Here is a 26,539-nt window from a genome sequence, read left to right as displayed (position 1 = left end):
GGCGGGCAGCTCGAATGGGTCAACCGCCCGCCCCTGTACGGATCATCCTGACCCGACACTCGCACATACCGGAGAAGCAACTGCCGCACATCCGGGACACTCTGCGCATTCTGTGACGGCCCGGGGAAAGGACGCGACGCCATGTCGGAGGCTGCATCCTCCCGGAGCCGGCTGACGGCCGACCGGGGCACCGGGATCGGCCCGCTCGAACCCATGCTGCGGGCCTGGCTGCCCGCGCAGCGCTGGTTCGCGGGCAAGGGCCGCACCATCACGGGCATCCGGGCCGTCTCGGCGGCCGAGCTGCTGCCGCCGGGGTCCGATCCCGGCCTGCTGCACCTCCTCCTCGACGTGGACGGGGACTGCTACCAACTGCTCCTGGGCGTCCGCGCGTCCCTGCCGCCGGCGCTCGCCCCCGCGCTGATCGGCCACGCCGAGGACGGCCCGTACGCCGGCAAGGCCGTGTACGAGGGGATGGGCGACCCGCGGCTCGCGGCCCTGCTGCTGGAGCGGCTGCGCTCCCCCGGCGCCCTCGGCCCGCTGCGCTTCGACCGGGACCCGGCGGCGCCCGTCCCGGCCGGCCTGGCCCCCCGGCCGCTGTCCGGGGAACAGACCAACTCCTCGCTGATCTACGGGGATTCGTACATCCTGAAGGTGTTCCGCCGGGTCGGCCCCGGGGTCAACCCGGACCTGGAGCTGCCCCGGGCCCTCGCCGCCGCCGGCTGCACCCGGGTGCCCGCTCCGGTCGCCTGGTACGAGGCCCGGCCGGCAGGTGGAGAACCGTTGACCCTGGGCGTGCTCCAGCCCTACCTGCGCGGCTCCGACGACGGCTGGCAGCTCGCGCTGCGCCGGCTCGGCGCCGGGGCCGACTTCACCGCCGAGGCCCACGCGCTCGGCCGCGCCACCGCGGAGGTGCACAGCGCGCTCGCCGCCGCCCTGCCCACCCTGGCGCTCGGTCCCGAGCAGACCGCCCGGCTCGCCGCCGGGATGACCGCGCGCCTCGCCGCCACCGCCCGCGAGGTGCCGGCCCTGCGCCCCTACGAGGCGGGACTGCGCGGGGCCTTCGACGCGCTGGCCGCCTCCCGCGGGGCCGGGGTCCCCGCCCAGCGGATCCACGGCGACCTGCACCTGGGCCAGACCCTGCGCACCGCCGACGGGAGTTGGGCGCTGATCGACTTCGAGGGCGAACCGGCCCGGCCGCTGGCCGACCGGCGCCGCCCCGAACCGGCCGTGCGCGACATCGCCGGGATACTGCGCTCCTTCGACTACGCCGCCCGCTCGCACCGCCCCTTCGCCCCCGCTTGGGCGGATGCCTGCCGGGCCGCGTTCTGCGAGGGCTACGCCCGCACCACCGGGCGCGACCCGCGCGAGGACCCCGTACTGCTGCGCGCGTACGAGACCGACAAGGCGGTGTACGAGGCCCGCTACGAGTCCCGGCACCGCCCCGACTGGCTGCACGTCCCGATGGCCGCGATCCGGCGGCTGTCGGAGCCCCAGCGCCCCGCCCACCGGGTGCCGCCGACCCCGCCGGCCCCCGGTTCCATCTCCCCGCACCCCCATCAGAAGCCCCCGAGGAGGCCGCTCGCGTGAGCGCCGCACGACAGCCGTCACCGCCCGTCCGCGAGGAAGCCGCCGCCAGCGCCGGCGCCCAGGCCGAGACCTCCGCCAGAAAGCCGCGCACCCCGCGGGCCCGCCGTACGGCCCCTCCGCACGGGGTCCGGCCCGCGCCCGCGCTCGGCGGGGAGGAGCGGGCCCGGCTGCTGGAGGGCCGCCACCACGACCCCCATGCGGTGCTGGGTGCCCGTACCCAGCGGGGCGGGGTGTCCTTCCGCGTGCTGCGTCCGTACGCCAAGGCGGTCACCATCGTCGCCAAGGGGCTGCGGGCCGAGCTCTTCGACGACGGTGACGGGCTGTTCTCCGGGCTGCTGCCACTGACCGGCGTGCCGGACTACCGGCTGCTGGTGGCGTACGACAGCGACGAGATCGAGGTGCACGACCCCTACCGCTTCCTGCCCGCGCTGGGCGAGCTGGACCTGCACCTGATCGGCGAGGGGCGGCACGAGGAGCTGTGGACGGCGCTGGGCGCCGAGCCGATGGAGCACCAGGGCGTGGCGGGCACCCGGTTCACGGTGTGGGCGCCCAACGCCCAGGGGGTCCGGGTCACCGGGGACTTCTCGTACTGGGACTCCGTCGCCTATCCGATGCGCTCGCTCGGCTCCACCGGGGTGTGGGAGCTGTTCCTGCCCGGGGTCGGCGAGGGCGCCCTGTACAAGTACGACATCACGCGCCCGGACGGCTCGCACACCCTGCGCGCCGACCCGATGGCCCGCCGCGCGGAGGTCCCGCCGGCCAACGCCTCCGTGGTGGTCGCCTCGCACTACGTGTGGCAGGACGCGCAGTGGATGGCGACCCGGGGCACCCGGCCGGCCCACCAGGCGCCGTTCTCGGTGTACGAGCTGCACCTGGCCTCCTGGCGGCCCGGGCTCACGTACCGGCAGCTGGCCGAGCAGCTGCCCGCGTACGTGCAGGAACTCGGCTTCACGCACGTGGAGCTGATGCCGGTCGCGGAGCACCCCTTCGGCGGCTCCTGGGGCTACCAGGTCACCGGCTTCTACGCGCCCACCTCGCGGATGGGCGGCCCGGACGACTTCCGCTTCCTGGTCGACGCGCTGCACCGGGCCGGGATCGGGGTGATCGTCGACTGGGTGCCCGCGCACTTCCCGCGCGACGACTGGGCGCTGGCCGAGTTCGACGGGCGGCCGCTGTACGAGCACCAGGACCCGCAGCGGGCGGCGCACCCGGACTGGGGGACGCTGGAGTTCGACTACGGCCGCAAGGAGGTCCGCAACTTCCTCGTCGCCAACGCGGTGTACTGGTGCCAGGAATTCCACATCGACGGGCTGCGCGTGGACGCGGTGGCCTCGATGCTCTACCTCGACTACTCGCGCGGCGAGGGGCAGTGGACGCCGAACGAGCACGGCGGGCGGGAGAACCTGGACGCGGTGGCGCTGCTCCAGGAGATGAACGCGACGGTCTACCGGCGCTGCCCGGGCGTGGTGACGATCGCCGAGGAGTCCACCGCGTGGGACGGCGTGACCCGGCCGACGGACGGCGGCGGGCTCGGCTTCGGCCTGAAGTGGAACATGGGGTGGATGCACGACACCCTGCGGTACGCGTCGAAGGAGTCGGTGCACCGCAAGTACCACCACCACGACATGACCTTCGGGATGGTCTACGCGTTCAGCGAGAACTACGTCCTGCCGATCTCGCACGACGAGGTGGTGCACGGCAAGGGTTCGCTGGTCTCGAAGATGCCCGGGGACTGGTGGCAGCAGCGGGCCGCGCACCGCGCCTACCTGGGGTTCATGTGGGCCCATCCGGGCAAGCAACTGCTGTTCATGGGGCAGGAGTTCGCGCAGGGGTCGGAGTGGTCCGAGACGTACGGGCCCGACTGGTGGCTGCTGGACTCCTCGTACGCGGCGGCCGGCGACCACCGGGGGGTGCGCACGCTGGTGCGCGACCTGAACCGCACGTACACGGCGGCGCCCGCACTGTGGGAGCGGGACAGCGTCCCGGAGGGCTTCGCGTGGGTGGAGGCGGACGCGGCGGAGGACAACGTCCTCGCGTTCCTGCGGTACGCGCAGGACGGCTCGCAGCTGCTGGCGGTCTCGAACTTCTCGCCGGTGGTCCGGCACGGGTACCGGATCGGGGTGCCGGAGGAGGTGGCGCAGTGGCGGGAGGTGCTCAACACCGACCACGAGGCGTACGGCGGAAGCGGCGTGCACCACGCCCGCCCGCTGCGCCCGGAGCCGGTACCCGCACAGGGCCGCCCGGCAAGCCTCCGCATGACACTCCCACCCCTGGCCACGGTCTGGCTCAGGCCCTGACACCGGAGGGGCCCTCGCCACCCCCGTCCGCGAGGGCCCCGTAGTGGATCACGTGTCGGCCTCGCGGCCGGTTCAGGGGGGTGCGTGAAGGGATCGTGCGGGGATCGCGCACGGGGGTATCGCGGCGGATGGCCGGAACCGTACGCTGACATTGGATCTTCCGCGGGAACCGATTACCGGACAGTCTCAGGGAAAACGGACCAAAGCCCTTAACTCCGTAGGAGGTTCCTACGAGTTATGGGCTTGTTTGATTGGTCTGTAGTCGCCACGCCTCGGCCACTCCTACGGTGTGCCGTGTGCACTCCAGCCCACCTTTCAATGCCCCCGCCGCGCGTCGTCTGCGCGCGGCCCTGGGCATGGCTCCCGGACATGTCGCCTATGGCCTGCGCGCCCAGTACGGACTGATGGTCGCCCCCGAGACGGTGATGGCCTGGGAGCGGGGCGAGGTCTCCCCCACGTCGACCGAGCTCACCGCGCTCGCCGGCGTGCTGTGGTGCTCGCCCGGCGAACTGCTCGCCGAGCCGGTCACCCTGCGGGAGCACCGCATCGCGAGGGGGCTGGCCGCGGAGGAGCTGGCCCGGCGGGTCGGCCTGGAGGCCAACTCGTACCAGAAGATGGAGGACACCGGGCGCTGGAAGGGCAACGAGCGGCAGTCCGTCGCCCTCGCCTCGGCGCTGGGGCTGACCCTGGCCCAGTTCGTGACGGCCACGGGCAAGCAGGAGGAGCTGGCCGAGGTGCTGCGCAGTGCGGTCACCACGCGCTGGCAGGCGTACGTGAAGCCGCTGAGCAAGCTGCTGCCGATACCCCGGCAGAACCTGGAACACGTACTGGAGCAGCTCCACGACGACTACCAGTCGAGGATGGTGGCGACCCTGAGCTGGGGCAGCGCCTCGGGCGAGGCGGGGACGGGGGATGCGGGGCGGGAGTTCCTCGCCGGCATCGTGGACCACTTCTGGTACCTCGCCGGCGGTGCGTCCTAGGACACATCTCCGGCACTGCAGCCGCACGGCGGCCGTACGGGAAACGGCCCCGGCGCGTCCACAGGAGGACGCGGCCGGGGCCGTTCGGCGGCGGAAGTCAGGACGGAGGTCCCGGCCGGGCGGACCTAGGACCCGCCGCGCCAGAGCCTCAGAAGACGGACTCGGCCTCGTACATACGGGCCTCGGTGACCGTCTTGAGCTCGGTGACGGCCTCCGCCAGCGGGGCCATCACGATGTCGGTGCCGCGCAGGGCGGTCATGTTGCCGAAGTCGCCGCGGTGCACGGCCTCGACGGCGTGCCAGCCGAAGCGGGTCGCGAGCACGCGGTCGTACGCGGTGGGGGTGCCGCCGCGCTGGACGTGGCCGAGGATGACCGGGCGGGCCTCCTTGCCCAGGCGCCGCTCCAGCTCGACCGCGAGCCGGTTGCCGATGCCGGCGAAGCGCTCGTGGCCGTACTGGTCGATGGCGCCCTTCTCGTACGGCATCGAGCCCTCGGCCGGGTGCGCGCCCTCGGCGACGCAGATGACGGCGAACTTCTTGCCGCGGGCGAACCGTTCCTCCACCATCTTGACCAGGTCGTCCACCTCGAAGGGGCGCTCCGGCAGGCAGATCCCGTGGGCGCCGCCGGCCATGCCCGACTCCAGTGCGATCCAGCCCGCGTGACGGCCCATGACCTCGACGACCATCACGCGCTGGTGCGATTCGGCGGTGGTCTTCAGGCGGTCGATGGCCTCGGTGGCGACCATGACGGCGGTGTCGAAGCCGAAGGTGCGGTCGGTGGAGGAGATGTCGTTGTCGATCGTCTTCGGTACGCCGACCACGGGCATCCCGGCGTCCGACAGCATCCGGGCGGCGGTCAGCGTGCCCTCGCCGCCGATCGGGATCAGTGCGTCGATCTCGTAGCGCCTCGCCAATTCGGCCGCGTTCTCGGCCGCTTCGTGCAGGCGGGCGCGCTCCATGCGGGCTGAACCCAGAATCGTGCCGCCGCGGGCGAGAATGCCACTGACGGCATTGATGTCGAGGGGGCGGTAATGGCCGTCCAGGAGGCCCTTGAAGCCGTCCTCGAAACCGATGACCTCGTCCCCGTGCCCGACCAGGGCCCGGTGTACGACCGACCGGATGACAGCGTTGAGGCCCGGGCAGTCGCCGCCTGCGGTGAGAACTCCGATACGCATCGTGCTGTGTCTCCTGCTCCTGGTCGTACCTGGCCGTACGCGTGCGGGCGGACAGCCGTACATATGAAGGGCGTATTAGTGAAGCGTGTCCGATTGTTCCACGGGCCGGGGGTACCGCGCGCTCTGTGGTCGTCGGCCGCCACGACCCCCACCAGGCCTTTCGACCTGCCCGGACGGGCCCTTTTCCTGGCGGGCGCCCTATCGACCCGCAGAGGTATTGTCAAGGGGTCAAGCCCATACCAAACAGTACAAACCATGGACGGAGAGCACGCGTGACGCGCAGCGTGTACGTGACCGGCATCGAGCGGGGGGACGGCCGACAGGTCGTCGAGCTGGGGATCATGGAGCTCCTGACCCGGCAGACAGGCCGGGTCGGTGTGTACCGGCCTCTGCTGCACGACGGTCCCGACCGGCTCTTCGACCTCCTGAAGGCCCGCTACCGCATCGACCAGGACGCCGCCACGGCGTACGGCATGGAGTACCAGGAGGCGTCGGCCGTCCTGGCCGAGAAGGGCACCGACGAGCTGGTCTCCCGACTCGTCGACCGCTACCACCGGGTGGCCCGCGACTACGAGGTCATGCTGGTCCTCGGCACCGACTACGCCGACACCAACCTGCCCGACGAGCTCGCGCTGAACGCCCGCCTGGCCAACGAACTGGGGGCCGTCGTCGTGCCCGTGGTCGGCGGCACCAAGCACCTGGCCGAGGCCGTGCGCGCCGAGGCCCGCAACGCCTACCGGGCGTACGAGAGCCTGGGCTGCCACGTCGTCGCGATGGTCGTCAACCGGGTGGCGGCCGAGGACCGCGACCTGATAGCCGAGCGCCTGGCCGCCCGACTGCCGGTGCCCTGCTACGTACTGCCGGACGACAAGTCGCTGTCCGCCCCGACCGTCGCCCAGATCACCCGGGCGCTCGGCGGCGAGGTGCTCCTCGGCGACGAGGCCGGGCTGGCCCGCGACGCGCTGGACTTCGTCTTCGGCGGCGCCATGCTGCCGAACTTCCTCAATGCCCTGACCCCCGGCTGCCTGGTCGTCACCCCCGGGGACCGATCCGACCTGGTCGTCGGCGCGCTCGCCGCGCACACCTCCGGCACCCCGCCGATCGCCGGTGTGCTGCTGACCCTCAACGAGCGCCCGAGCAAGGACATCCTGACGCTGGCCTCGAAGCTGGCGCCCGGCACGCCGGTCGTCTCGGTGGCCGGCAACAGCTTCCCGACCGCCGCGGAACTCTTCTCGCTGCAGAGCCGGTTGAACTCGGCCACCCCGCGCAAGCTGGAGACCGCGCTCGGCCTGTTCGAGCGGCACGTGGACACCGCCGAGCTGCGCGACCTGCTGTCGGTGGCCCGCTCCGAGCGCGTGACCCCGATGATGTTCGAGCACGAGCTGCTGGAGCGGGCCCGCTCCGAGCGCCGCCGGGTGGTCCTGCCCGAGGGCGCCGAGGAGCGCGTGCTGCGCGCGGCGGACGTGGTGCTGCGCCGCCGGGTCTGCGACCTGACGCTGCTCGGCGAGGAGCAGGCGATCTTGAAGAAGGCCGCCGACCTCGGCATCGACATCTCGGGCGCCCAGCTCATCGACCCGGCGACCTCCCCTCTGCGGGAACGATTCGCCGAGTACTACGCCAAGGCCCGCGCCCACAAGGGCATGACCGTCGAGCTGGCCAACGACGTGGTCACCGACGTCAACTACTTCGGCACGCTGATGGTCCAGGAGGGCCTCGCCGACGGCATGGTCTCCGGCTCGGTGCACTCCACCGCCGCCACCATCCGCCCGGCCTTCGAGATCATCAAGACCAAGCCCGAGGCCTCGATCGTCTCCTCGGTCTTCTTCATGTGCCTGGCCGACCAGGTCCTCGTCTACGGGGACTGCGCGGTCAACCCGGACCCCGACGCCGAGCAGCTCGCCGACATCGCCATCCAGTCGGCGGCCACCGCGGCCGCCTTCGGCGTCGAGCCGCGGATCGCGATGCTCTCGTACTCGACCGGCACCTCCGGCACCGGCGCGGACGTGGACAAGGTCCGCAAGGCGACCGAGATCGTCCGCGAGCAGCGTCCCGACCTGGCCGTCGAGGGCCCGATCCAGTACGACGCCGCCGTGGAGCCCTCGGTCGCCGCGACCAAGCTGCCCGGGTCCGACGTGGCCGGCCGCGCCACGGTGCTGATCTTCCCCGACCTCAACACCGGCAACAACACGTACAAGGCCGTGCAGCGCTCGGCGGGCGCCGTCGCGGTCGGCCCGGTGCTCCAGGGTCTGCGCAAGCCGGTCAACGACCTCTCGCGCGGTGCGCTGGTGCAGGACATCGTCACCACCGTGGCGATCACCGCGATCCAGGCGCAGGGCGCACCGGCGCCCACCGCCTGAACTCCCCACCCCGACCGACTGCGAACAGGAAAGACCCCATCGTGACCGCATCTCGCGTACTCGTCCTCAACTCCGGCTCCTCGTCGGTGAAGTACCAGCTCCTCGACATGGCGGACCGGTCCCGCCTCGCCGTCGGCCTGGTGGAGCGGATCGGCGAGGAGACGTCCCGGCTCGTGCACGAGCCGCTGATCGGGGCCGGCGCGGCCGGCGGCAAGCGGGAGCGGCTCGGCCCGATCGCGGACCACGAGGCCGCACTGAAGGCGGTGGCGGCCGAGCTCGCCGCGGACGGCATGGGCCTGGACTCGCCCGAACTGGCCGCCGTGGGCCACCGGGTGGTGCACGGCGGGACCCGGTTCACCGAGCCGACCGTCATCGACGACGAGGTGCTGGCGGAGATCCGGGGCCTGATCCCGCTGGCTCCGCTGCACAACCCGGCGAACGTGACGGGCATCGAGGTGGCGCGCTCGCTGCGCCCGGACATCCCGCAGGTCGCCGTCTTCGACACGGCGTTCCACTCGACGATGCCGGAGTACGCGGCCCGGTACGCGATCGACGCCGCGACCGCCGACAAGTACTCCATCCGGCGGTACGGCTTCCACGGCACCTCCCACGCGTACGTCTCGCGGACGGCCGCCGGGCTGCTCGGCAAGAGCCCCGAGGAGGTCAACGTGATCGTGCTGCACCTGGGCAACGGGGCCTCCGCCTCGGCGGTCCGGGGCGGGGTGTGCGTGGAGACGTCGATGGGCCTGACCCCGCTGGAGGGTCTGGTCATGGGTACCCGTTCGGGCGATCTCGATCCGGCGGTCATCTTCCACCTGGCCCGGGTGGGCGGCCTCTCGGTGGATGAGATCGATTCGCTCCTGAACAAGAAGAGCGGTCTGCTGGGCATGTGCGGCGACAACGACATGCGCGAGGTGCTGCGGCGGGCGGGCGAGGGCGACGAGGCGGCGAGCCTCGCCTTCGCCGCGTACGTCCACCGTCTGAAGAAGTACATCGGGGCCTACTCGGCGGTCCTGGGCCGGGTGGACGCGGTGGTGTTCACGGCCGGGGTCGGCGAGAACGCCCACCAGGTCCGCGAGGCCGCGCTGGACGGCCTGGCCGAGCTGGGGCTCGCCCTGGACCTGGAGGCCAACGCCGTGCGCTCCCCCGAGCCGCGGCTGGTCTCGGCGGAATACGCCCGGGTGGCCGTGGCCGTGGTCCCGACCGATGAGGAACTGGAGATCGCCGCGCAGGCGTACGAATTGGTTACCGGCTAGTCACTTTGGACTTTCCACCAGACGGAATATTCCGCTACGAAACAAACCGATAGGATCGCTCCATGCGCCGTTCCAAAATCGTCTGCACGCTGGGCCCCGCCGTCGACTCGTATGAGCAGCTGAAAGCACTCATCGAGGCAGGTATGAACGTGGCCCGATTCAACTTCAGCCACGGATCCCAGGCAGAACACCAGGAGCGGTACGACCGCGTCCGGCAGGTCTCCGCGGATACCGGGCGCGCCGTCGGCGTCCTCGCCGACCTCCAGGGCCCGAAGATCCGTCTGGAGACCTTCGCCGAGGGTCCCGTCGAGCTGGTGCGCGGTGACGAGTTCACCATCACCACCGAGGACGTCCCGGGTGACAAGTCCATCTGCGGCACCACCTACAAGGGTCTGCCGGGTGACGTCGCCAAGGGCGACCAGATCCTGATCAACGACGGCAACGTCGAGCTCCAGGTGACCTCGGTCGAGGGCCCCCGGGTCAAGACCATCGTCATCGAGGGCGGTGTCATCTCGGACCACAAGGGCATCAACCTGCCGGGTGCCGCCGTCAACGTCCCCGCCCTGTCGGAGAAGGACGTCGACGACCTCCGCTTCGCCCTGCGGATGGGCTGCGACATGGTCGCCCTGTCCTTCGTGCGCGACGCCAACGACGTCAACGACGTCCACAAGGTCATGGACGAGGAGGGCCGCCGGGTCCCCGTCATCGCCAAGGTCGAGAAGCCGCAGGCCGTCGCCAACATGGAGGCCGTCGTCGACGCCTTCGACGCGGTCATGGTGGCCCGCGGCGACCTGGCCGTCGAGTACCCGCTCGAAAAGGTCCCGATGGTCCAGAAGCGGCTCATCGAGATGTGCCGCCGCAACGCCAAGCCGGTGATCGTCGCGACCCAGATGATGGAGTCGATGATCACCAACTCCCGCCCGACCCGCGCGGAGGCGTCCGACGTCGCCAACGCCATCCTCGACGGCGCGGACGCCGTCATGCTGTCGGCCGAGTCCTCGGTGGGCGCCTACCCGATCGAGACCGTCAAGACGATGTCGAAGATCGTCTCGGCGGCCGAGGAGGAGCTCCTCGCCAAGGGCCTCCAGCCGCTGGTCCCGGGCAAGAAGCCCCGTACCCAGGGCGGCTCCGTCGCCCGCGCGGCCTGCGAGATCGCCGACTTCCTCGACGCGAAGTCGCTCGTCGCCTTCACCCAGTCCGGTGACACCGCCCGCCGGCTGTCGCGCTACCGCGCGTCCCAGCCGATCCTGGCCTTCACCACCGACACCGGCACCCGCAACCAGCTCACCCTGAGCTGGGGCGTCGAGTCCTACGTCGTCCCGCACGTGGACAACACCGACGCGATGGTCGACCTCGTGGACGCCGAGCTGCTCAAGCTCAAGCGCTACAACCAGGGCGACACCATGATCATCACGGCCGGCTCGCCCCCCGGCGTCCCGGGCACGACCAACATGGTCCGCGTCCACCACCTGGGCGGCTGACCGACTCCGCCGCACAGAGGCCGAGGGCGGCACCCCGATCGCGATCGGGGTGGGGACAGAGCCCGGCGGAAGAGGGGAGGGGGAGAAAACAGGGGCAGGGGGGGGGCCCCCGCCCTCGGCGTTTTCTCATGCGGTCACTCGCCGCCGGGGTCGATCTCCCGGCCGGAGGAGTCCCACACCCTCATGGAGCCGTCGCCCTCCTGGGTCAGGACCAGGGCGCCTTCCACGGGGAGGACCGAGCTCGGCGTCTCGGACTCGGCGAACTCGACGTCGATCCAGTCGCCCGGGTCGATGACGTGCTCACCGCCGATGATCTCGAAGTGGACCGTCAGCGGTTCGTGCCGGCCGGCGTAGAAGCGGGTTCTCATGGCACCTCGTCCCAATGCTGGAGCAGCCAGTCCATCAGGTCCGCCCGGGGGCCGGCGCTCTTGTTGCCCTTGGGCGTGGCGACCGGGTGGTAAGGACGGAGCCGGTAGACCTCGGCGTACGCGTCGCGCACGCCCTGGACCTCGCCCTTGGTGAACCCCTTCTTGACCTCGGCGAGGTGCTTGAGGTTCATCATCTCGTAGGCACCCTCGGCGTTGACCGGTCCCCTGCCCGTGGTGTTCTCCCAGAGCTTCGCGCCGAGTCCGGCGTTGCTCAGCCCCTTCGCCTTGGCGATGTCCAAGATCTTCTTGAACTCCGCGGCAACGAGTTCGGACACCTTCAGTCCGCCGGTCATGTTGCGGATGGCGGCGGCGGAGGCACCCAGCGACGCCATCTCCGCCTCCCACACGGCCAGGGAGGCCCCGGCCCTGATCGCGGCCCGCATCCCCGTGACGGCCTTGGCGAGCAGACCGAGGATCCCCGGGATCACGAACTCCGCGGCGAGCCAGGCGCAGCTCGACGCCTGGAGGTCCCAGATGCAGCCCTTGATGTCGGAGATCATCGCCATGACGATCCCCTTGACGGCCGCCTCGGCCAGGTCCCGGCCCGCGATGTGCTCGACCTTGTCCTTCGTGACGTCGATCGGCACCTGCGTGAGGTACTCCGAGGAGATGTTGCCGATGCAGTCACCGAGCGCCGTGCCCGGCACGTCGCACATCAGCAGCAGGTAGACCACCGTGCCGGTGATGTGGTGGCGGAAGGTGATGTCGCAGCCACCGGTACCGACGCAGTCGCTGACCGGCTCCGGAGCATCCCTGATGCTGGAGACCCAGACGATCCCCTCGCCCGTGACGCCCTGCCCCTGGTCCGAGACCGCCGCGGCCTTCGCCGTCTTCTCCTCGGCCTTCCAGCTCTCGGACTCCTTGGCGATCACCTGGGCCTGGTCGGCGGCCTCCTGGGCGCGGGACGCGGCCGCCTCTGCCGTCGTCGCGTCCTTCTCCGCCTGGGTGGCGATCCCGCGGGCGGTACCCGCGTCGGCCTCGGCACCCGCCGCCGCGGTACGGGCCGAAGCCGCGTCCCGCTCCGCGTCGGTGGCGGCCGAGTCCGCCGCGTTGGCGTACCCGTCGGCCGTGGTGGCCGCCGCCTGGGCGGCCGCCGCGTCCGCGGTCGCCTGCTCGTGGTAGGCGACCGTCTTGGCCTCGGAGGCCTGCGCGGCCTTCGCCGAGGCCGCGGCCTGGTTCGCCGACGCCTGGGCCGCCGCGGCCGACTTGGCCGCCTTCGCCGCCCAGTCCGCCGCCGAGGCCGCCGCTTCCGCCGCGATCTTCGCGTCCGCGTCGGCCTGCGCCGCCAGGGCCTTGGCCTCGGCCGCGGCCTTGGCGGCCTGGTCGGACTTGGCCTGGGCCACGGCCGCCTGGCGCTCGGCGGCGGTCTTGGCCGCCTGGCCGGTGAGTACGGCCAGACCCGCCGAGGCGTCGGTCTCCTTGTACGGGGAGCCCATCTCGATGGCGTCGTTCGCCGGCTTGATCACCTGCGCCGCAGAGTCGCGGGCGGCGGCTGCCGCCTGCGCGGTGGAGTAGGCGAACCCGGCCGTACGGATCGACTCGGCGCCCGCGGCGTTGGCCTCGGCGCGTGCCACGGTCGCGTCGGCCTTCGCCTTGAGCGCGTTGGCCTTGGCCGTGTCGGCCAGCGCCTTGGCGGTGACCGCGTTCCAGCTCGCCTGCCACGAGGCGTCGATCGCCTCGGCGGCGGCCGCGTGCGCCTTGGTGACCGCGGCTCCGGTGATGGCCACGTCGGCCTTCGCCTGGTCCGCGGCCGACTGGGCCCGCTTCGCCGCGCCTTCGGCCCGGGTGGCCGCGGCGCGCGCGTTGGACGCGGCCGTGGTGGCCGTGTTCGCCGCCGCGCGGGCGGCGGTGGCCGCGCTCGTGGCGTCGTTGGCCTCGGACCGGGCCCTGGTCGCGGCGGCGCGCGAGGCCCCGGCCGCGGAGCTGCCCTCGTCCGCGGCTGCCTGGGACTCCAGGGCGGCCGCCTGTGCGTTGAGCGCGTCGCGCCGGGTCTCGGCCTCGACGGCGTCGTCGCGGGCGGCGACCGCGTCCTGCTCGGCCTTGAGCGCGGCGTCCTTCTGCTCGCCGGCCGTGCGGCCCGCGGCCTGGGCGCCCGTGAGCTTCTCTGCCGCTATCGCGCGCTGGTTCTGCGCGGTGGACTCGGCGGCGGCCGCCTTGTTCCGCTCGGACTCCGCCAGGTCCTTCTGGGACTTGGCGTAGTCGCGCTCGGCCTCGGCCTGCTGTCGCTTGGCCTTGGCGTCGGCCGCCGCGTTCTTCGCGGCGGTCTCGGCCTCGGCGGCCTTCGTCTGGGCGGCCTTGGCCTTCGCCGCGTTCTCGGCCGCCTTCACCGCCTGGGCGGCCGCTCCTTCGGCGGCAGCCTTGGCCTGGGCCTCGGCCTCCTGGGCGGCCTTGCGGCGGAACTCCGCCTTCGAGGCGTGCGCCTGGGTCATCGCCAGCGAGTTCAGCGTCTTGCTGTCGGCGGCCGAGGCGCGGGTGGCGTTCAGCGCGGTCTCGGTCGCCTTGGCGGCGGCCTGTGCGGCCGCGGCGGACGCCTTAGTGATCTGCGCCGCCTGCTGCCCGTAGAGCAGTCCGCGGCCGCGGGGCAGACCCGCCTGGTCGGCGATCTGGTACGCGGCCGTCTGCGCGGCGGCGACGGTGGCGGCCTGGGCCTGCGCGTCCTGGGCCGCGCGCGAGGCGACGTACAGCCGCCCGGTGGCGCGGGCCTTGGCCTGCTCGATCCAGGTCCGGGCCTTGGTGAACTCGGACGCGGGCGGGCGCCCGCTGCCGACCGGGACCTTCAGGAAGTGCGCTTCCCAGTCCGCGAGCCGGCTGGCGATCATCGACTGGCCCAGGGACTCGGTCATCGCCTGCGCGGCGATCTGGAGGTCCTTCGACGCGGCCTGCTCGGCACCGAGGATGGTGTCGCGCTGGATGCGCTGGCCGGCGATCTCGTTCTGCCACTCCTGCGAGGCCACGGCGACCTCGGCGGTCAGCACGTGGTGCGGGTCGACCGGGTTGGTGGTGGCGCAGGAGGCGAAGCGGGCCTTCAGGTTCTCGACGTCGACCCGGAACTCCATGGTGTCCGGTGCGGGGGCCGAGGTCGGGAAGCCGCCGTTCTCCAGGAACATGCGCGCGTCGTCCGCGTACATGGGATGCATGTGCTGCATGTCCCATTCCCACGCGCTGCGGTCCTCATAGGACCCGTCGGGGTAGTAGCGGGCGTTGGCGATGGCCGTGACGGCGTCGGCGGACTCCTTGCTGGCGACCGGGTGCGGATCCACGTAGTGGTCGCTCTCACCGGTCCAGAAGCGGTCGGCGATCCAACCGCCGAAGCCCGTCTGGGTGAAGATGTTCGGGTTGTTCGGCGGCCACTGGAAGCCGGTGTAGGTGTAGCCGGGCGGGATGTCGTGCATGTAGAGCGAGGCTTGCCAGGCCTTGTCGCGCTCCTGCATCTCGGCCAACTTGTCGTCGGCGGCCTTGTGGTCCTTGTCGTACGCGGTCGCCAGCGGGGTCTGGTCCCAGTAGTTCGGCGCGGCGGCGGCGAGCAGCTCGGCCTCCGTGCCGTTCAGCCCGGCCCGGGCCACGGCCTTCATTTCCGCGCCGCCCTTTCGCAGGACGTTGCCGAGCAGGCACTGCGCGTCGCGGACCTTCTTGGCGGCGTCGAGGTCGAGCTCGGAGGCCGCGGCGGGGCGTGCGGTGCTCAGGGGGTCGGCGGGCGGCTGGATGCCGCTGCTGGTGAAGGTGACGGCCGCGGCCGTGGCCACGGCGGTGGTGACGAGGAATCGCGTCCAGGCGCCGGTACGACGGCGTCTGGACGGCGGTGCGTTCTTGCGCATTCCGGTATCAGCCGTTCTGTTCAGAAGAGGACGTCGAAGGCGGCCCAGCCGGAGGTGCCGATCTGCACCCGCGGGGCGAAGGGGGCGGCTGCTTTGCCCGTGCCCTTGAACAGCCACAGCGCGCCCGAGGGCTCGCTGGCGATGAGGTCGGTCTTGCCGTCGCCGTCGGTGTCTCCGGCGGACACGAGTGCCTTGTACGCGCCCCAGCCGGTTCCCAGGGCGATACGGGTGCCCAGCGCACCGTCGGCGACGGCGTTGCCGGTACCGGGGTAGAGGTAGAGGTTGCCGTCGCTGTGACGGGCGAGCAGGTCGGCCTTGCCGTCACCGGTGTAGTCGCCGCGGCCGGCGAGCGCGGTCATCGAGTTCCAGCCGCCCGAGCCGATCCTGATGCGGGCCGCCAAGGTGCCGTCGGCGTTGCCCGTGTACAGCCACAGGGCTCCGGCGGCGTCCCGCCCCACGATGTCCGGGGCCGCCGTACCGCCCATGTTGCCGACGGAGAGGAGCAGGTTGTACATGTCCCAGCCGCCGCCGATGAGCTTGGTGTCGTTGCCGTGCTCGGCGGTGTAGTAGAGGTTGTTGCTCATCCGGTGGTAGAGGTCGTTGCCCCTGCCGCCCTCCGAGACGTTGGCCTGGAGGAGTGCGGACGCGTCGCCGAAGCCGCCGCCCAACTCGTAGCCGGCCTTCAGGCCGCCCGTGCCGTTCGCCTCGTACGCCCGGAGCTTGCCGGTGCTCGCGTTGCGCGCGAAGAGGGGAAACGTCGTCAGGGGCGCCGTGGCCGCCGTGTTCTCGGTGCGGTCGCTCCACAGCGGCGGCGCGGCTCCGGACACCCCCGCCGCGACGGCGGCCAGCACCAGGCCGACCGCGCCGATCACCACCCGGCGCACCGAGCGGTTCATTGTTTGCAGCATGAAAGAGCTGGTCCTTAAGGAGTTTCGAGCGCAGGCGTGCCAAGGGCACGCCGAAGTACTCGACCTTCCCCCCGTGGACAGCCGCGCGCCGCGTCCATGACTGCGGCGTGATCACGCTAGTCCAGACTTCAACCCCTGTGAAGAACTTATAAGTTGGCTGTACATCACAATGCCGACGGCCCGTCCCCCGGGCAGGGGGACGGGCCGAGGAGAACGCGCGTGGGCTGCTACCCCTCCGGCGGACCGATGTAGTTCTTGAGGCCCGGAACGGTGAGGGTGCCTCCGAACTGGCCGGCCTGTACGACCTTGACGTTCGTGAAGAACGCAAAGGGTACGTTCAGCGGCGGCGGGCTGTTCGGGGTGAACTCGATCGGGATCAGACCGAAGAGGTTGCCCTTGAGGCTCTCGGTGTACATCGTCACCGTGCCGCCGCGGATCTTGGACGTGGAGCCCGGACGGGACTTCAGGTGGGCGACCTTCCCCTCCTTGCCGACCGTCTGGTACAGGTCCTTGATGTCGAGCGAGTCCGCCGTGAACTTCAGGACCTTCTTGGTCTTGCCGCCCGCAGTCTTCACCTCGACGATGCCCGCGTAGTCCAGGCCGTAGAGGGTCAGCAGCGAGCTGTCGAGGTACCAGGGCTCGTCCGGCAGGAGCGGGATTCCCTGCTCCATCTCGGCGTCGGCCAGCGCCTTGGCGTCGTAGGTCGGGCAGGGGAAGGGTTCCTTCCCGTCCGCACCCTTCGAGGCCCCGGGCGAGGGCTCGGTGTCCTCGTCGTCGGCCTTCTCGTCCGCCTTCTCGTCCGCCTTGTCATCGGCGGTCTTGCCCGTCTCGTCCTTGGGGGTCGTGACGGTGCCCTTGACCTCCTCGGACAGCTCCGAGACCTCGACGCCCGCCTTACGGGCCGCCTCGCGGATCGCGTCCGCCGAGGGGTCCGGGGTGGGCGTGGCGGCAGGCTGGGGCGCGGTCGCCGGGGCGTCCGCCGGCTTCGTGCCCGCGAGGGGCTTACCGAGCTCGTCGAAGAAGCCCTTGATCTTGTCGCCGACACCCAGCGGGTCCAGCGGGTTCACGCTCTTGGACGCCGATGGGGCGACCGGGGCGACCGGAGCCGCCTGGTTCGCGGCCGGCTGCTGCGCCGGCTGCTCCGGCTGCTTCTCCGCGGGCTTCTCCGCCTGCGTCGACGCCGACGGGGTCACGCCCGGCGACGGGGTCGCGGTGGGCGACGAACTCGGCGACGGCGTCTTCGAAGGGGACTTCGAGGGCGACGGCTTCGCAGACTCCGACTCCGCGGGCTCGTCGGACCGCGTCACGCACGGCCCGGGTGCGAAGGGGATCTCCTTGTCGTCGGCCATGGCGAGCTTCGGCGCCATGCCCATCCCCACGAAGACCGCCGTCGGCATGGCCGCCAGCGCCATCGTCTTGCCGACGGGTATCTGGATCTTGGTCAGCAACGACTTCCTGGGCGCCGCGTGTCGCGGGCCCTTTCTCTCACGGGACTCTGCGCCTGGGGCCTCACCCCGCTGCGTCTCGTCACCCCGCACTGTTCCTCCCGCCATCGGCGTGGGCAGTCGTCTCGCTCGCGTATGCCGTTTCCGTCTCACGGGGGCCCGGAATGCCCTGGGAGCCGGCCATCGCCTCGGCCTTGTCCGGCCCGCCCGCCTGCGCGGCCTCGTCCGCCGGCTTGCCGGGGACCCACGCGAGGGCGAGGGCACCGCCGACCATGGCCAGGCTGAAGCCCATGAAGAAGCCGCCGAGGTTGGACATCGGCAGGGACACCAGCGCCAGCAGGATCGCGGCGACGCCGGCAAAGACCCTCGCGCCGCGCTGGAACCACAGGACCAGGCCCAGCGTTACCAGCAGGACGCCGATGATCAGCGAGCCGGAGCCCGCCGTCGTGGCCATGGCGAAGGTGACGTTGCCCAACCGGAGGTCCGCGTACGGGAAGTACATGATCGGGAGGCCACCGAGGAGCGTGAACAGCCCGGCCCAGAAGGGACGGCGACCGCTCCAGGCGTGGACGTAGTAGTACACCACGGTGAGAAAGGCGTCATCTTCGGCGCGCACGTAGACCGGGGCCTGGGGGTTCATGGACAACAGCTCCCTGGAAACGGTGGTACGGAGAACTCTGTGGAGCCCGGACGGGCGGGCGGCGGTGACGGCTGCCGTCGCCGGCCGCCCGTCCGGTCAAGCACCGGGACTGCGTCAGTCCTTGACGTCCTGGTAGCACGGCTGGTCGCCGCTCAGCAGACGGAGCTTGAGGTTGGGCAGCTTGAAGGTGCCCGCCGTCGTCGCCCACGCCTTCTGCTTGACGTTGGTGAGGATCGCCTTCTTGGCGCGCTGCGAGAACATCGCATTGTTGCTCACCGTGCCGGCCTGCGGCTTGGTGGTGCCGTCCTTGCCGAGCTCGCCCACGGCAACACCGATGTCGAGGTCGGTGAACTCGGCGTCGGCGTCGAGCTCGGCAACATCCAGGTAGATGTTGTCCGCGATCGCCGGAGAGCCCTTGTGGCCGGTACGCAGCTGGAGCGTGATGTTGCCGATCGGAGTCGGCGTCACCAGCGACTGGCACATGTTGGTGATCTCGGCGTGGCTGAACCCGGAGATGGTGACCGGGTGGTACACGTCACCGGGGCCCTTGAGGTCCTTGCCCTTGGTGATGCTGCCGTACTGGATCAGGTTGTCACCGTCGAGCTTCTCGGCGCTGACCTTGAAGTCCTGGCCGGAGACGCTGAAGGACGCCGCGAGGGCACCCTGCGCCAGACCCACACCGACCGCGGCCGTGGCCGCGATGCTCGGCACCATGACGAGCGCGAAGCGCTTCCATCTGGTCCCGCCACGAACCTGAGAACTCATTTCGTTCCTCCTTCTCGGACGTACATCTCCGGTCCGGGCCGTGCCCGTCCTGGGATGGGAGAAGTGCTACGTCCTCGGGAAGGAGCGCAAGCGGCCGAGCCGCGGCCTGGCCGCGTTCGGTACACCGGCGATCACCCCCGAGCGACAACCACTTGGCCACGCGTTCGCGCAACCTGGAGGACAGGCCCCACCGTGCGGCGGAGACCCCCCTGTCCCACGGCCGGTGCCACTGCCATCGGCCGGCTCGGTGGGGACCCTCCACCGCGGCTCCGGGTGAGCGGCTCTGCGGGAAGGACCGAGCGTCGCCGATCGTGGTCCATTCCCGGCCGGGGCACAAGGGGGGTCGTTACTGGCGGGTAACGGCCAGATAACCTACGTACGGCGCACCGGTATCGGGCAGCAACACACGGTGTCACCAAGGGCCACGACAGATCGGCGGAAGAGTGAACACACCGGACAGTTCACGGGGTTCTATTTACTGCGAGTAACAGCGGCCGCAATTACCAAGTTTTGGCAAAGTGCGGCCGCTGTTTAGCTCTGTGTCAACAAATCGCCGGTGGTCCACCGGCCTTCGGCGACGCCTCCAGGGGCGCCTGCGGAAGGGTCCTCAGAACAGCACCCGCGCCAGCGCCGTACGCGCCGCCGACACCCGGGGGTCGTCCGCACCGATGACCTCGAACAGCTCCAGGAGCCGCACCCGCACGGCGTCGCGGTCCTCACCGAACGTCACCCGTACGGTGTCCACCAGGCGCCCGAAGGCGTCCTCGACGTGGCCGCCGACCAGGTCCAGGTCCGCCGCCGCGATCTGCGCCGCCGGGTCGCGCGGGTTCGCGGCCGCCTCGGCGCGCACCGTCTGCGGGTTCATGTCCCGTACGCGGACGAGGAGTTCGGCCTGGGCCAGGCCCATCTTGGCCTCGGTGTTGGCCGGGTCGTCCGCGAGTACGTTCTTGTACGCCTGCACCGCACCGCCCAGGTCACCGGCGTCCAGCGCGACGACGGCCGCCTCCAGCAGCGCGTCGTACGGGCCCGCCGGGGCCTCGGCCGCGGCCGCCGGGGCGGCCGGCGCCTCGGCGTTCGGGTCGACCTCGATGCCGATGATCCCGAAGCGCTCCTCCGCGACCTGGACCAGCTGGGCCAGCGTCGCGCGGATCTCCTGCTCGGGGGCCACGCCCTGGAACAGGGGCAGGACCTGGCCCGCGACCACGGCGAAGACGGCCGGGATGCCCTGGATGCCGAACTGCTGCATCAGCATCTGGTTGGCGTCGACATCGACCTTGGCCAGGACGAGGCGGCCGTTCGCCTCGACGGTCAGACGTTCCAGCAGCGGGCTGAGCTGCTTGCAGGGCTCGCACCACTCGGCCCAGAAGTCGAGGACGACCGGCACCTCAGCGGAGAGCTGGAGCACATCGCGTTCAAAACCGGCCTCGTCTACGTCGATGACGAGCGCGGACGGCGGAAGCGCGCCGGCGGAAGCGGGGGCGCCGCCCTGTGCGGCCTGCCGGGCCGCATCCGCGCGCGCCTGCTCGGCCTTCGCCTTGGCCTCGCCGGCCGCCTTCACCGCGGCAAGGTCTACGACGCCGCTCATGGACATGTTTCTGGGCTGCATGCGTACATCCTCCCCCGAGTGCGCGCGCCGACGAAAAAGATCGGCCGAATCGGGCCGGTCCCTCTTGTGTCTTTGACGCCGGGTCCCCACCTGGCGCCGGTAGCTTCGCGTGGTTGTCGCTCTTACGCTACGAGTCGTAGCGTAACTCCCCGAGCCTCCCCGCGCCCCGTGATCTGAACCACACCTTCGAGGGTCCCGGCGGTTCCACTACTGGCGGGTATGGTCTCGGCCATGCGCAACCCCAGCTCAGCCACCCACACCCCGCCAGGCGGCCGCACCGGCCGCCCGCGCAGCGCGGCCGCGGATGCCGCGATCCTCGCCGCGACGCGGGACGCGCTGGTGGAGCTGGGCTGGTCGAAGCTGACGATGGGCGACGTCTCGGCGCGCGCCGGCGTCGCGAAGACCACCCTCTACCGGCGCTGGGCGGGCAAGAACGAGCTGGTCGTGGACGCGGTGGCGGAGCTCTTCGACGCCCTCGAACTGCCCGACCGGGGCTCCCTCGAAGCCGACATCGAGTACGTGGTCCTGCGCTTCGCGGAGCTGCTGCGGCGCCCGGAGGCCCGTACGGCCCTGATGGCGGTGGTCGCCGAGTCCACCCGGGACGAGGCACTGCGCGACCGGATCCGGTCGGCGATCGTGGACCGGCAGAAACGTCTCGTCGTACTGGGCCGCGAGCGGGCGCAGGCGCGCGGCGAACTCCCGTACGAGGAGGACGAGTCCCTCGCGGACCGCACCACGGACCTGATCTTCGACGTGATCGCCGGGACGGTGGTCCACCGCGCCCTGGTGAGCTCGGAGCCGGTCGACGAGCTCTGGGTCGCCACCTTCACGGCCCTCCTGATGCACGGCCTGCGCGGCCCCGACCAGGCCTGAGGCCTGAGGCCTGAGGCTGACGCCTGGGCCGCTCCGGCTGGTTGCGCGAAGGCCGGCCGCGCCCGCCACCGTACGGAGGAGGGGGCACGACCGGCCGTATCGCGCGGCGTCGGCGGACTAGAAGCCCGGCGGCTCGGTGTAGACGCCCCACTCCTCGCGCAGGACGTTGCAGATCTCGCCCATCGTGGCCTCGGCGCGCACCGCGTCGAGCATGGCCGGGATCATGTTCGAGCCGTCGCGCGCGGCATCCAGCATCGCCGTCAGCCCCGCCTTGACCTTGGCCTCGTCGCGCCGGCCCTTGCGCTCGGCCAGTTCGCGGACCTGGACCCGCTCCACCTCGTGGCTGACCCGGAGGATCTCCAGGTCCCCGGTGACCGATCCGTGGTGGACGTTGACGCCGACGACCCGCTTGTCGCCCTTCTCCAGGGAGCGCTGGTACTGGAAGGCCGACTCGGCGATCTCCCCGGTGAACCAGCCGTCCTCGATGCCGCGCAGGATGCCCGAGGTGATCGGCCCGATCGGGTGCTGCCCGTTCGGGTGGGCGCGCAGTCCGCGCTCCTTGATCTGCTCGAAGATCTTCTCCGCGTCGGCCTCGATGCGGTCGGTGAGCTGCTCGACGTACCAGGAACCGCCCAGCGGGTCGGCCACATTGGCCACGCCGGTCTCCTCCATCAGCACCTGCTGCGTGCGCAGGGCGATCTCGGCGGCCTGCTCGCTGGGCAGGGCGAGGGTCTCGTCGAGGGCGTTGGTGTGCAGCGAGTTCGTGCCGCCGAGCACGGCTGCGAGGGCTTCCACCGCGGTGCGCACGACGTTGTTGTACGGCTGCTGCGCGGTCAGCGAGACCCCGGCGGTCTGGGTGTGGAAGCGCAGCCACATGGCCTTGTCCGTCTTGGCGCCGTACACCTCCTTCATCCAGCGGGCCCAGATCCGGCGGGCGGCGCGGAACTTGGCGATCTCCTCGAAGAAGTCGAGGTGCGCGTCGAAGAAGAAGGACAGTCCGGAGGCGAAGTGGTCCACGTCCAGGCCGCGGGAGAGGCCGAGTTCCACGTAGCCGAAGCCGTCGGCGAGCGTGTACGCGAGCTCCTGCGCGGCCGTGGCCCCGGCCTCGCGGATGTGGTAGCCGGAGACGGAGAGCGGCTTGTACGCCGGGATGCCGGCGGCGCAGTACTCCATGAGGTCGCCGATGAGGCGCAGGTGCGGCTCGGGTTCGAAGAGCCACTCCTTCTGGGCGATGTACTCCTTGAAGATGTCCGTCTGGAGCGTCCCGTTGAGGACGGAGGGATCGACTCCCTGGCGCTCGGCGGCGACGAGGTACATGCAGAAGGCGGGCACGGCGGGCCCGGAGATGGTCATGGAGGTGGTGACGTCCCCGAGCGGGATGTCCTTGAACAGCACCTCCATGTCGGCCGCGGAGTCTATGGCGACCCCGCAGTGCCCGACCTCGCCGAGGGCGCGGGGGTCGTCGGAGTCCCGGCCCATGAGGGTGGGCATGTCGAAGGCGACGGAGAGCCCGCCGCCGCCGGCGGCCAGGATCATCTTGTAGCGCTCGTTGGTCTGCTCGGCGTTCCCGAACCCGGCGAACTGCCGGATGGTCCAGGTCCGCCCGCGGTACCCGGTGGGGTGCAGGCCGCGGGTGTAGGGGTACTCCCCCGGCCAGCCGATGCGCTCGAATCCCTCGTACGAGTCGCCGGGCCGGGGCCCGTAGACGGGGTCGACGGCATCGCCGGAGAGCGTGGTGAAATCGGCCTCGCGCTTGCGGGCCTTGTCATAACGGGCCTGCCAGCGGCGGCGGCCCTCCTCGATGGCGTCAGCGTCCATACCGATGAATTTACTAGGACGTCCTAGTAAATGTCGATGGGCAACCCCCGGAGAGTCACCCCGGGGGCGGCGGAATCGAGCGGGACGCGAGTCCTCAGGCCTTCGCGGTGGCGAGCCCGCCGGTCACGAGGGGCTCCACCTCGGCGCGGACCTTGCGCTCCACGAAGAAGGCGGCGAGCGGGATCGTGCCGGAGAGCATGACCCACAGCATCTTGCCGAACGGCCACTTCGCCTTGGAGCTCAGGTCGAAGGCGAAGACCACGTAGATCATGAAGAGCACGCCGTGGGCCTGTGACACGACGAAGGTCAGATCCGCACCCTTGTCGAAGCCGTACTTGAAGATCATGCAGGTGCAGAGCACCAGCAGCATGACGGCGGTGGCAAAGGCCATCACCCGGTAGCGGGTCAGCACGCTCTTTTTCATGCCGTCGAGCCTAGCCGTCCGAATTGCGCGATCTCGACGGGGGCCGAGTGATCCCCGCTACGCCTCTTCGAAGTCCTCGGCGGCGACCCGCAGCGGGCGCAGCAGCGCGAAGATCTCCGCGCACTCCTCGGCGTCGTACGCGCCCAGGCCGAAGTCGATCGCCATCAGGTCCCGCGTCGCCGCCTCGACGACCTCGCGGCCCTTGTCCGTGATGGAGGCGAGGGTGCCGCGGCCGTCGTTGGGGTTCGGGCGCTTGGCGACGAGCCCCGACCTGACCAGCCGGTCCACCGTGTTCGTCACCGACGTCGGGTGGACCATCAGCCGCTCGCCGATCTTCGACATCGGCAGTTCCCCGGCCTTGGAGAAGGTGAGCAGCACCAGCGCCTCGTACCGCGCGAAGGTCAGCCCGTACGGCTTGACCACGGCGTCGACCTCGCCGAGCAGGATCTGCTGCGCCCGCATGATCGAGGTGATGGCGGCCATCGAGGGCACCGGGCCCCAGCGCTGCTGCCAGAGTTCATGGGCGCGAGCGATGGGGTCGAAGGGGAGGCTGAGCGGCTTCGGCACGCCACAGACCCTACCGGTCGGTCATTTGACGGCGGGCCCCGTCTCACTCCTCGGCCGCCGCGGACCTGCGGGCGGGCTGGCGGGGCGGCCGGTCCGCGAACGCGTTCGGACGGTGAGCCCCGTGGGCCTCGGGGCCCGCGGCCGGTGTCGCACCACCGCCCTTAATGTCGCTTATGTCACGATATCCCGGTCCGCTGCCCGACCCTTCGCCCGGAGGAAGCCGGATGCCAGGCCGTCGCCGCACCGTCGCCCGCAGCCCCCGCCCCCGCGCCCGCCCCCGTCCCACCGCTCCCCGCACCGGCAGCCCCCTGCGCACCGCCTTCCCCAGCGCCGTCCCCGCCGCCCTCGGCCTCGCGCTGCTGCTGGCCGCCGCCCCCGCGTGCAGCCCGGCCCCGCAGGCGGGGCCCGGGTCCGCGCCGCCCGACCGGCCCGCGGCGGCGGCCGGACCGGTCGACGAGTCCCCGTTCTGGGTGGACCCGCAGAGCGACGCCGCCCGGCAGGTCGACGCCTGGGAGGCGCAGGGCCGCAACAGCGACGCCCAGGTGCTGCGGCGGATCTCGGACCGGCCGATGGCGCTGTGGGGTCCGGCCGGCGACCCCGGCCCGGAGATCCGCCGGGCGCGGGCCGGCGCCCGGGCGGCCGGCCGGACCATGGTGCTGACCGCGTACAACATCCCGTACCGCGACTGCGGCCGGCACCCGGCCGGCGGCGCCCGGGACGCCGCCGCCTACCGCACCTGGATCGGCGCCTTCGCCGACAACATCGCGGACCACAAGGCCATCGTCATCCTGGAGCCGGACGCCATCGCGCACGTCGTCGACGGCTGCACCCGGGCCGACCGCCACGACGAGCGCCTGCGGCTGCTGTCCGAGGCCGTCGACCGGCTCAAGCGGAACAAGAACACCAAGGTCTACCTGGACGCGGGCAACCCGGCCTGGATCCCGGACCCGAAGAAACTGGTCGGCCCGCTCCTGCGGGCCGGCCTGGAGCGCGCCGACGGCTTCTCCCTCAACGTCTCCAACTTCCAGCCCGTCGAAGCCGGGCGCGCCTACGGCGCCAAGATCTCCAAGGCCGCCAAGGGCAAGCACTTCGTCATCGACACCAGCCGCAACGGCGACGGCCCGCTGGGCGGCGACCGCGGACAGGCCTGGTGCAACCCGCCGGGCAGGTCCCTGGGCGCCCCGCCGACCGACCGGACGGGCGACCCGCTCGTGGACGCGTACCTGTGGATCAAGCGCCCGGGCGAGTCCGACGGCCCCTGCCGCGGCGGTCCGGCCGCGGGCCGCTGGTGGCCCGACTACGCACTCGGGCTGGCCCGTCGCTCGAAGGGCTGAAACGCCGTATCCACCTGGGCAGAACGCCTTGCCGGAAGGGGGGTTGGCGAGGATCCCGTGCGCCACGGGCAGTGCGTGGAGGGGGATCCGCAATGGCCAGACACGAGGTCATCGATGTCCGAGTGAGTCGGCGCGTCCTGTGGATCGGCGCCGACCGCAAGGCGGCCGTCGGGCGCTTCGCCTCGACGGTCGTCGCGCTGGCGGTCGTGGCGGTCATCACCCAGTGGGCGATCCGGGAGGGCCTGACGGGCGACTACGAGCAGGTCTCCGTCCAGATCACGGCGCTCGTCCTGCTGGCCCTGGCGCTCGTCGCGATCGGCCGGCTGGTCGTGGCACTGCTGCGCAGGACGTTCTACGCACTGGTCATCGAGACGGCGGGCAGCCCCCGCACGCCGACTTCGACCTCAAGATCAACAACTACATCGGGCACGTCGGGACAACGTCAACGTCTACGGCGGCACCGGGAACACCGGCCAGAACATGAACCCCTACAACTACAACGCACCCCAGGACCCGCAGGCCGTCTTCCGCGAGATGATCGGCCTGATCCAGACGCTCCGGGGCCAGGTCTCCGCAGCGGACCGGGCGGTCATCGACGAATCCCTGGAGACCGTCCAGGAGGGCGACGCCGCTCCCCCGGGAGCCGTGCGCCGTGCGCTCGGCTCCATCGCCGGGGTCGCCGCCGTGGTCGGCGAGGTCGGGGTCCCGGTGGTCGAGGCGGTACGCCGCTTCCTCGCCCTGCTGGGCGGCTGACCGGGCCGGGGGCGTTGCCGAAGCGGAGGAG

The 26,539-nt window shown here is 71.4% G+C and carries 20 protein-coding genes; 9 read left to right on the top strand and 11 right to left on the bottom strand.

The window, feature by feature from the left end:
• Nucleotides 1–141 precede the first annotated feature (141 nt).
• From ACZ7GJ_RS05185 to ACZ7GJ_RS05175, 3 genes are all read left to right on the top strand, one after another.
• Nucleotides 142–1,587: a maltokinase N-terminal cap-like domain-containing protein gene (locus tag ACZ7GJ_RS05185; RefSeq protein WP_470749533.1), complete on the top strand. Its 1,446-nt coding sequence runs from the start codon at nucleotides 142–144 to the stop codon at nucleotides 1,585–1,587.
• Entirely contained in the window at nucleotides 1,584–3,884 is a 2,301-nt protein-coding gene (gene glgB, locus ACZ7GJ_RS05180; protein ID WP_470749531.1) for a 1,4-alpha-glucan branching enzyme, read from the top strand. Before ACZ7GJ_RS05185 ends, glgB begins: the two co-directional genes overlap by 4 nt.
• 356 nt (nucleotides 3,885–4,240) lie before the next feature.
• Nucleotides 4,241–4,864, top strand: coding sequence for a helix-turn-helix domain-containing protein (locus ACZ7GJ_RS05175; RefSeq protein ID WP_470749663.1), 624 nt, complete (start codon nucleotides 4,241–4,243; stop codon nucleotides 4,862–4,864).
• A gap of 148 nt (nucleotides 4,865–5,012) precedes the next feature.
• On the opposite strand, the gene ACZ7GJ_RS05170 is transcribed toward ACZ7GJ_RS05175, so the two are convergent.
• Nucleotides 5,013–6,038: an ATP-dependent 6-phosphofructokinase gene (locus ACZ7GJ_RS05170; protein WP_470749529.1), complete on the bottom strand. Its 1,026-nt coding sequence runs from the start codon at nucleotides 6,036–6,038 to the stop codon at nucleotides 5,013–5,015.
• 272 nt (nucleotides 6,039–6,310) lie between these two features.
• Between ACZ7GJ_RS05170 and pta the strand changes: the two genes are divergently transcribed.
• The 3 genes from pta to pyk all read left to right on the top strand — a co-directional run bounded on the left by pta (nucleotide 6,311) and on the right by pyk (nucleotide 11,132).
• Nucleotides 6,311–8,395: a phosphate acetyltransferase gene (gene pta / locus ACZ7GJ_RS05165; RefSeq protein WP_470749527.1), complete on the top strand. Its 2,085-nt coding sequence runs from the start codon at nucleotides 6,311–6,313 to the stop codon at nucleotides 8,393–8,395.
• A 41-nt stretch (nucleotides 8,396–8,436) separates the two neighbouring features.
• Nucleotides 8,437–9,651, top strand: coding sequence for an acetate kinase (locus ACZ7GJ_RS05160; RefSeq protein WP_470749525.1), 1,215 nt, complete (start codon nucleotides 8,437–8,439; stop codon nucleotides 9,649–9,651).
• Between the two features lie 62 nt (nucleotides 9,652–9,713).
• Complete coding sequence (pyk, locus tag ACZ7GJ_RS05155; RefSeq protein ID WP_470749523.1) at nucleotides 9,714–11,132, top strand: pyruvate kinase; 1,419 nt, start codon at nucleotides 9,714–9,716, stop codon at nucleotides 11,130–11,132.
• A 134-nt stretch (nucleotides 11,133–11,266) separates the two neighbouring features.
• Here the strand turns inward: pyk and ACZ7GJ_RS05150 are convergent, their stop codons facing one another.
• The 7 genes from ACZ7GJ_RS05150 to ACZ7GJ_RS05120 all read right to left on the bottom strand — a co-directional run bounded on the left by ACZ7GJ_RS05150 (nucleotide 11,267) and on the right by ACZ7GJ_RS05120 (nucleotide 20,739).
• Nucleotides 11,267–11,500, bottom strand: a complete 234-nt coding sequence (locus ACZ7GJ_RS05150; protein ID WP_470749521.1) for a hypothetical protein — start codon at nucleotides 11,498–11,500, stop codon at nucleotides 11,267–11,269.
• Entirely contained in the window at nucleotides 11,497–15,375 is a 3,879-nt protein-coding gene (locus ACZ7GJ_RS05145) for a hypothetical protein (RefSeq protein WP_470749518.1), read from the bottom strand. Before ACZ7GJ_RS05145 ends, ACZ7GJ_RS05150 begins: the two co-directional genes overlap by 4 nt.
• A 20-nt stretch (nucleotides 15,376–15,395) precedes the next feature.
• On the bottom strand, nucleotides 15,396–16,283 hold the full coding sequence (locus tag ACZ7GJ_RS05140) for an FG-GAP repeat domain-containing protein (RefSeq protein ID WP_470749516.1): 888 nt from the start codon (nucleotides 16,281–16,283) through the stop codon (nucleotides 15,396–15,398).
• Nucleotides 16,284–16,510: 227 nt separating this feature from the next.
• Nucleotides 16,511–17,821, bottom strand: coding sequence for a hypothetical protein (locus ACZ7GJ_RS05135; protein WP_470749514.1), 1,311 nt, complete (start codon nucleotides 17,819–17,821; stop codon nucleotides 16,511–16,513).
• Entirely contained in the window at nucleotides 17,811–18,368 is a 558-nt protein-coding gene (locus ACZ7GJ_RS05130; RefSeq protein WP_470749512.1) for a DUF6114 domain-containing protein, read from the bottom strand. Before ACZ7GJ_RS05130 ends, ACZ7GJ_RS05135 begins: the two co-directional genes overlap by 11 nt.
• 114 nt (nucleotides 18,369–18,482) lie before the next feature.
• A complete protein-coding gene (locus ACZ7GJ_RS05125; RefSeq protein ID WP_470749510.1) occupies nucleotides 18,483–19,133 on the bottom strand; it encodes a DUF6230 family protein in 651 nt (216 codons plus the stop codon).
• Nucleotides 19,134–19,740: 607 nt separating this feature from the next.
• Nucleotides 19,741–20,739 (bottom strand): tetratricopeptide repeat protein, encoded by a 999-nt coding sequence (locus tag ACZ7GJ_RS05120; RefSeq protein WP_470749508.1) that lies wholly within the window; start codon nucleotides 20,737–20,739, stop codon nucleotides 19,741–19,743.
• Nucleotides 20,740–20,970: 231 nt separating this feature from the next.
• Here ACZ7GJ_RS05120 and ACZ7GJ_RS05115 point away from each other — a divergent pair, with 231 nt between their 5' ends.
• The gene (locus tag ACZ7GJ_RS05115) at nucleotides 20,971–21,612 is read left to right on the top strand and encodes a TetR/AcrR family transcriptional regulator (protein WP_470749506.1); all 642 of its coding nucleotides are present in this window, start codon (nucleotides 20,971–20,973) and stop codon (nucleotides 21,610–21,612) included.
• 117 nt (nucleotides 21,613–21,729) lie between these two features.
• On the opposite strand, the gene ACZ7GJ_RS05110 is transcribed toward ACZ7GJ_RS05115, so the two are convergent.
• The 3 genes from ACZ7GJ_RS05110 to ACZ7GJ_RS05100 all read right to left on the bottom strand — a co-directional run bounded on the left by ACZ7GJ_RS05110 (nucleotide 21,730) and on the right by ACZ7GJ_RS05100 (nucleotide 24,421).
• Entirely contained in the window at nucleotides 21,730–23,430 is a 1,701-nt protein-coding gene (locus tag ACZ7GJ_RS05110; protein ID WP_470749504.1) for an acyl-CoA mutase large subunit family protein, read from the bottom strand.
• A gap of 94 nt (nucleotides 23,431–23,524) precedes the next feature.
• The gene (locus ACZ7GJ_RS05105; protein ID WP_470749502.1) at nucleotides 23,525–23,854 is read right to left on the bottom strand and encodes a DUF3817 domain-containing protein; all 330 of its coding nucleotides are present in this window, start codon (nucleotides 23,852–23,854) and stop codon (nucleotides 23,525–23,527) included.
• A gap of 57 nt (nucleotides 23,855–23,911) precedes the next feature.
• Entirely contained in the window at nucleotides 23,912–24,421 is a 510-nt protein-coding gene (locus ACZ7GJ_RS05100; protein WP_365922385.1) for a MarR family winged helix-turn-helix transcriptional regulator, read from the bottom strand.
• A 224-nt stretch (nucleotides 24,422–24,645) separates the two neighbouring features.
• Here ACZ7GJ_RS05100 and ACZ7GJ_RS05095 point away from each other — a divergent pair, with 224 nt between their 5' ends.
• Nucleotides 24,646–25,755 carry a glycoside hydrolase family 6 protein gene (locus tag ACZ7GJ_RS05095; RefSeq protein WP_470749499.1) on the top strand — a complete coding sequence of 370 codons (1,110 nt, stop codon included), beginning with the start codon at nucleotides 24,646–24,648 and terminating at the stop codon, nucleotides 25,753–25,755.
• A 480-nt stretch (nucleotides 25,756–26,235) separates the two neighbouring features.
• Nucleotides 26,236–26,508, top strand: a complete 273-nt coding sequence (locus ACZ7GJ_RS05090; protein ID WP_470749497.1) for a hypothetical protein — start codon at nucleotides 26,236–26,238, stop codon at nucleotides 26,506–26,508.
• The last annotated feature ends 31 nt before the right edge of the window (nucleotides 26,509–26,539 follow it).

The organism is Streptomyces sp. NPDC037242, assembly GCF_055604165.1.
Note: the sequence above shows the minus strand (reverse complement) of the source record. Positions and strands in the feature narration are given on the sequence as shown.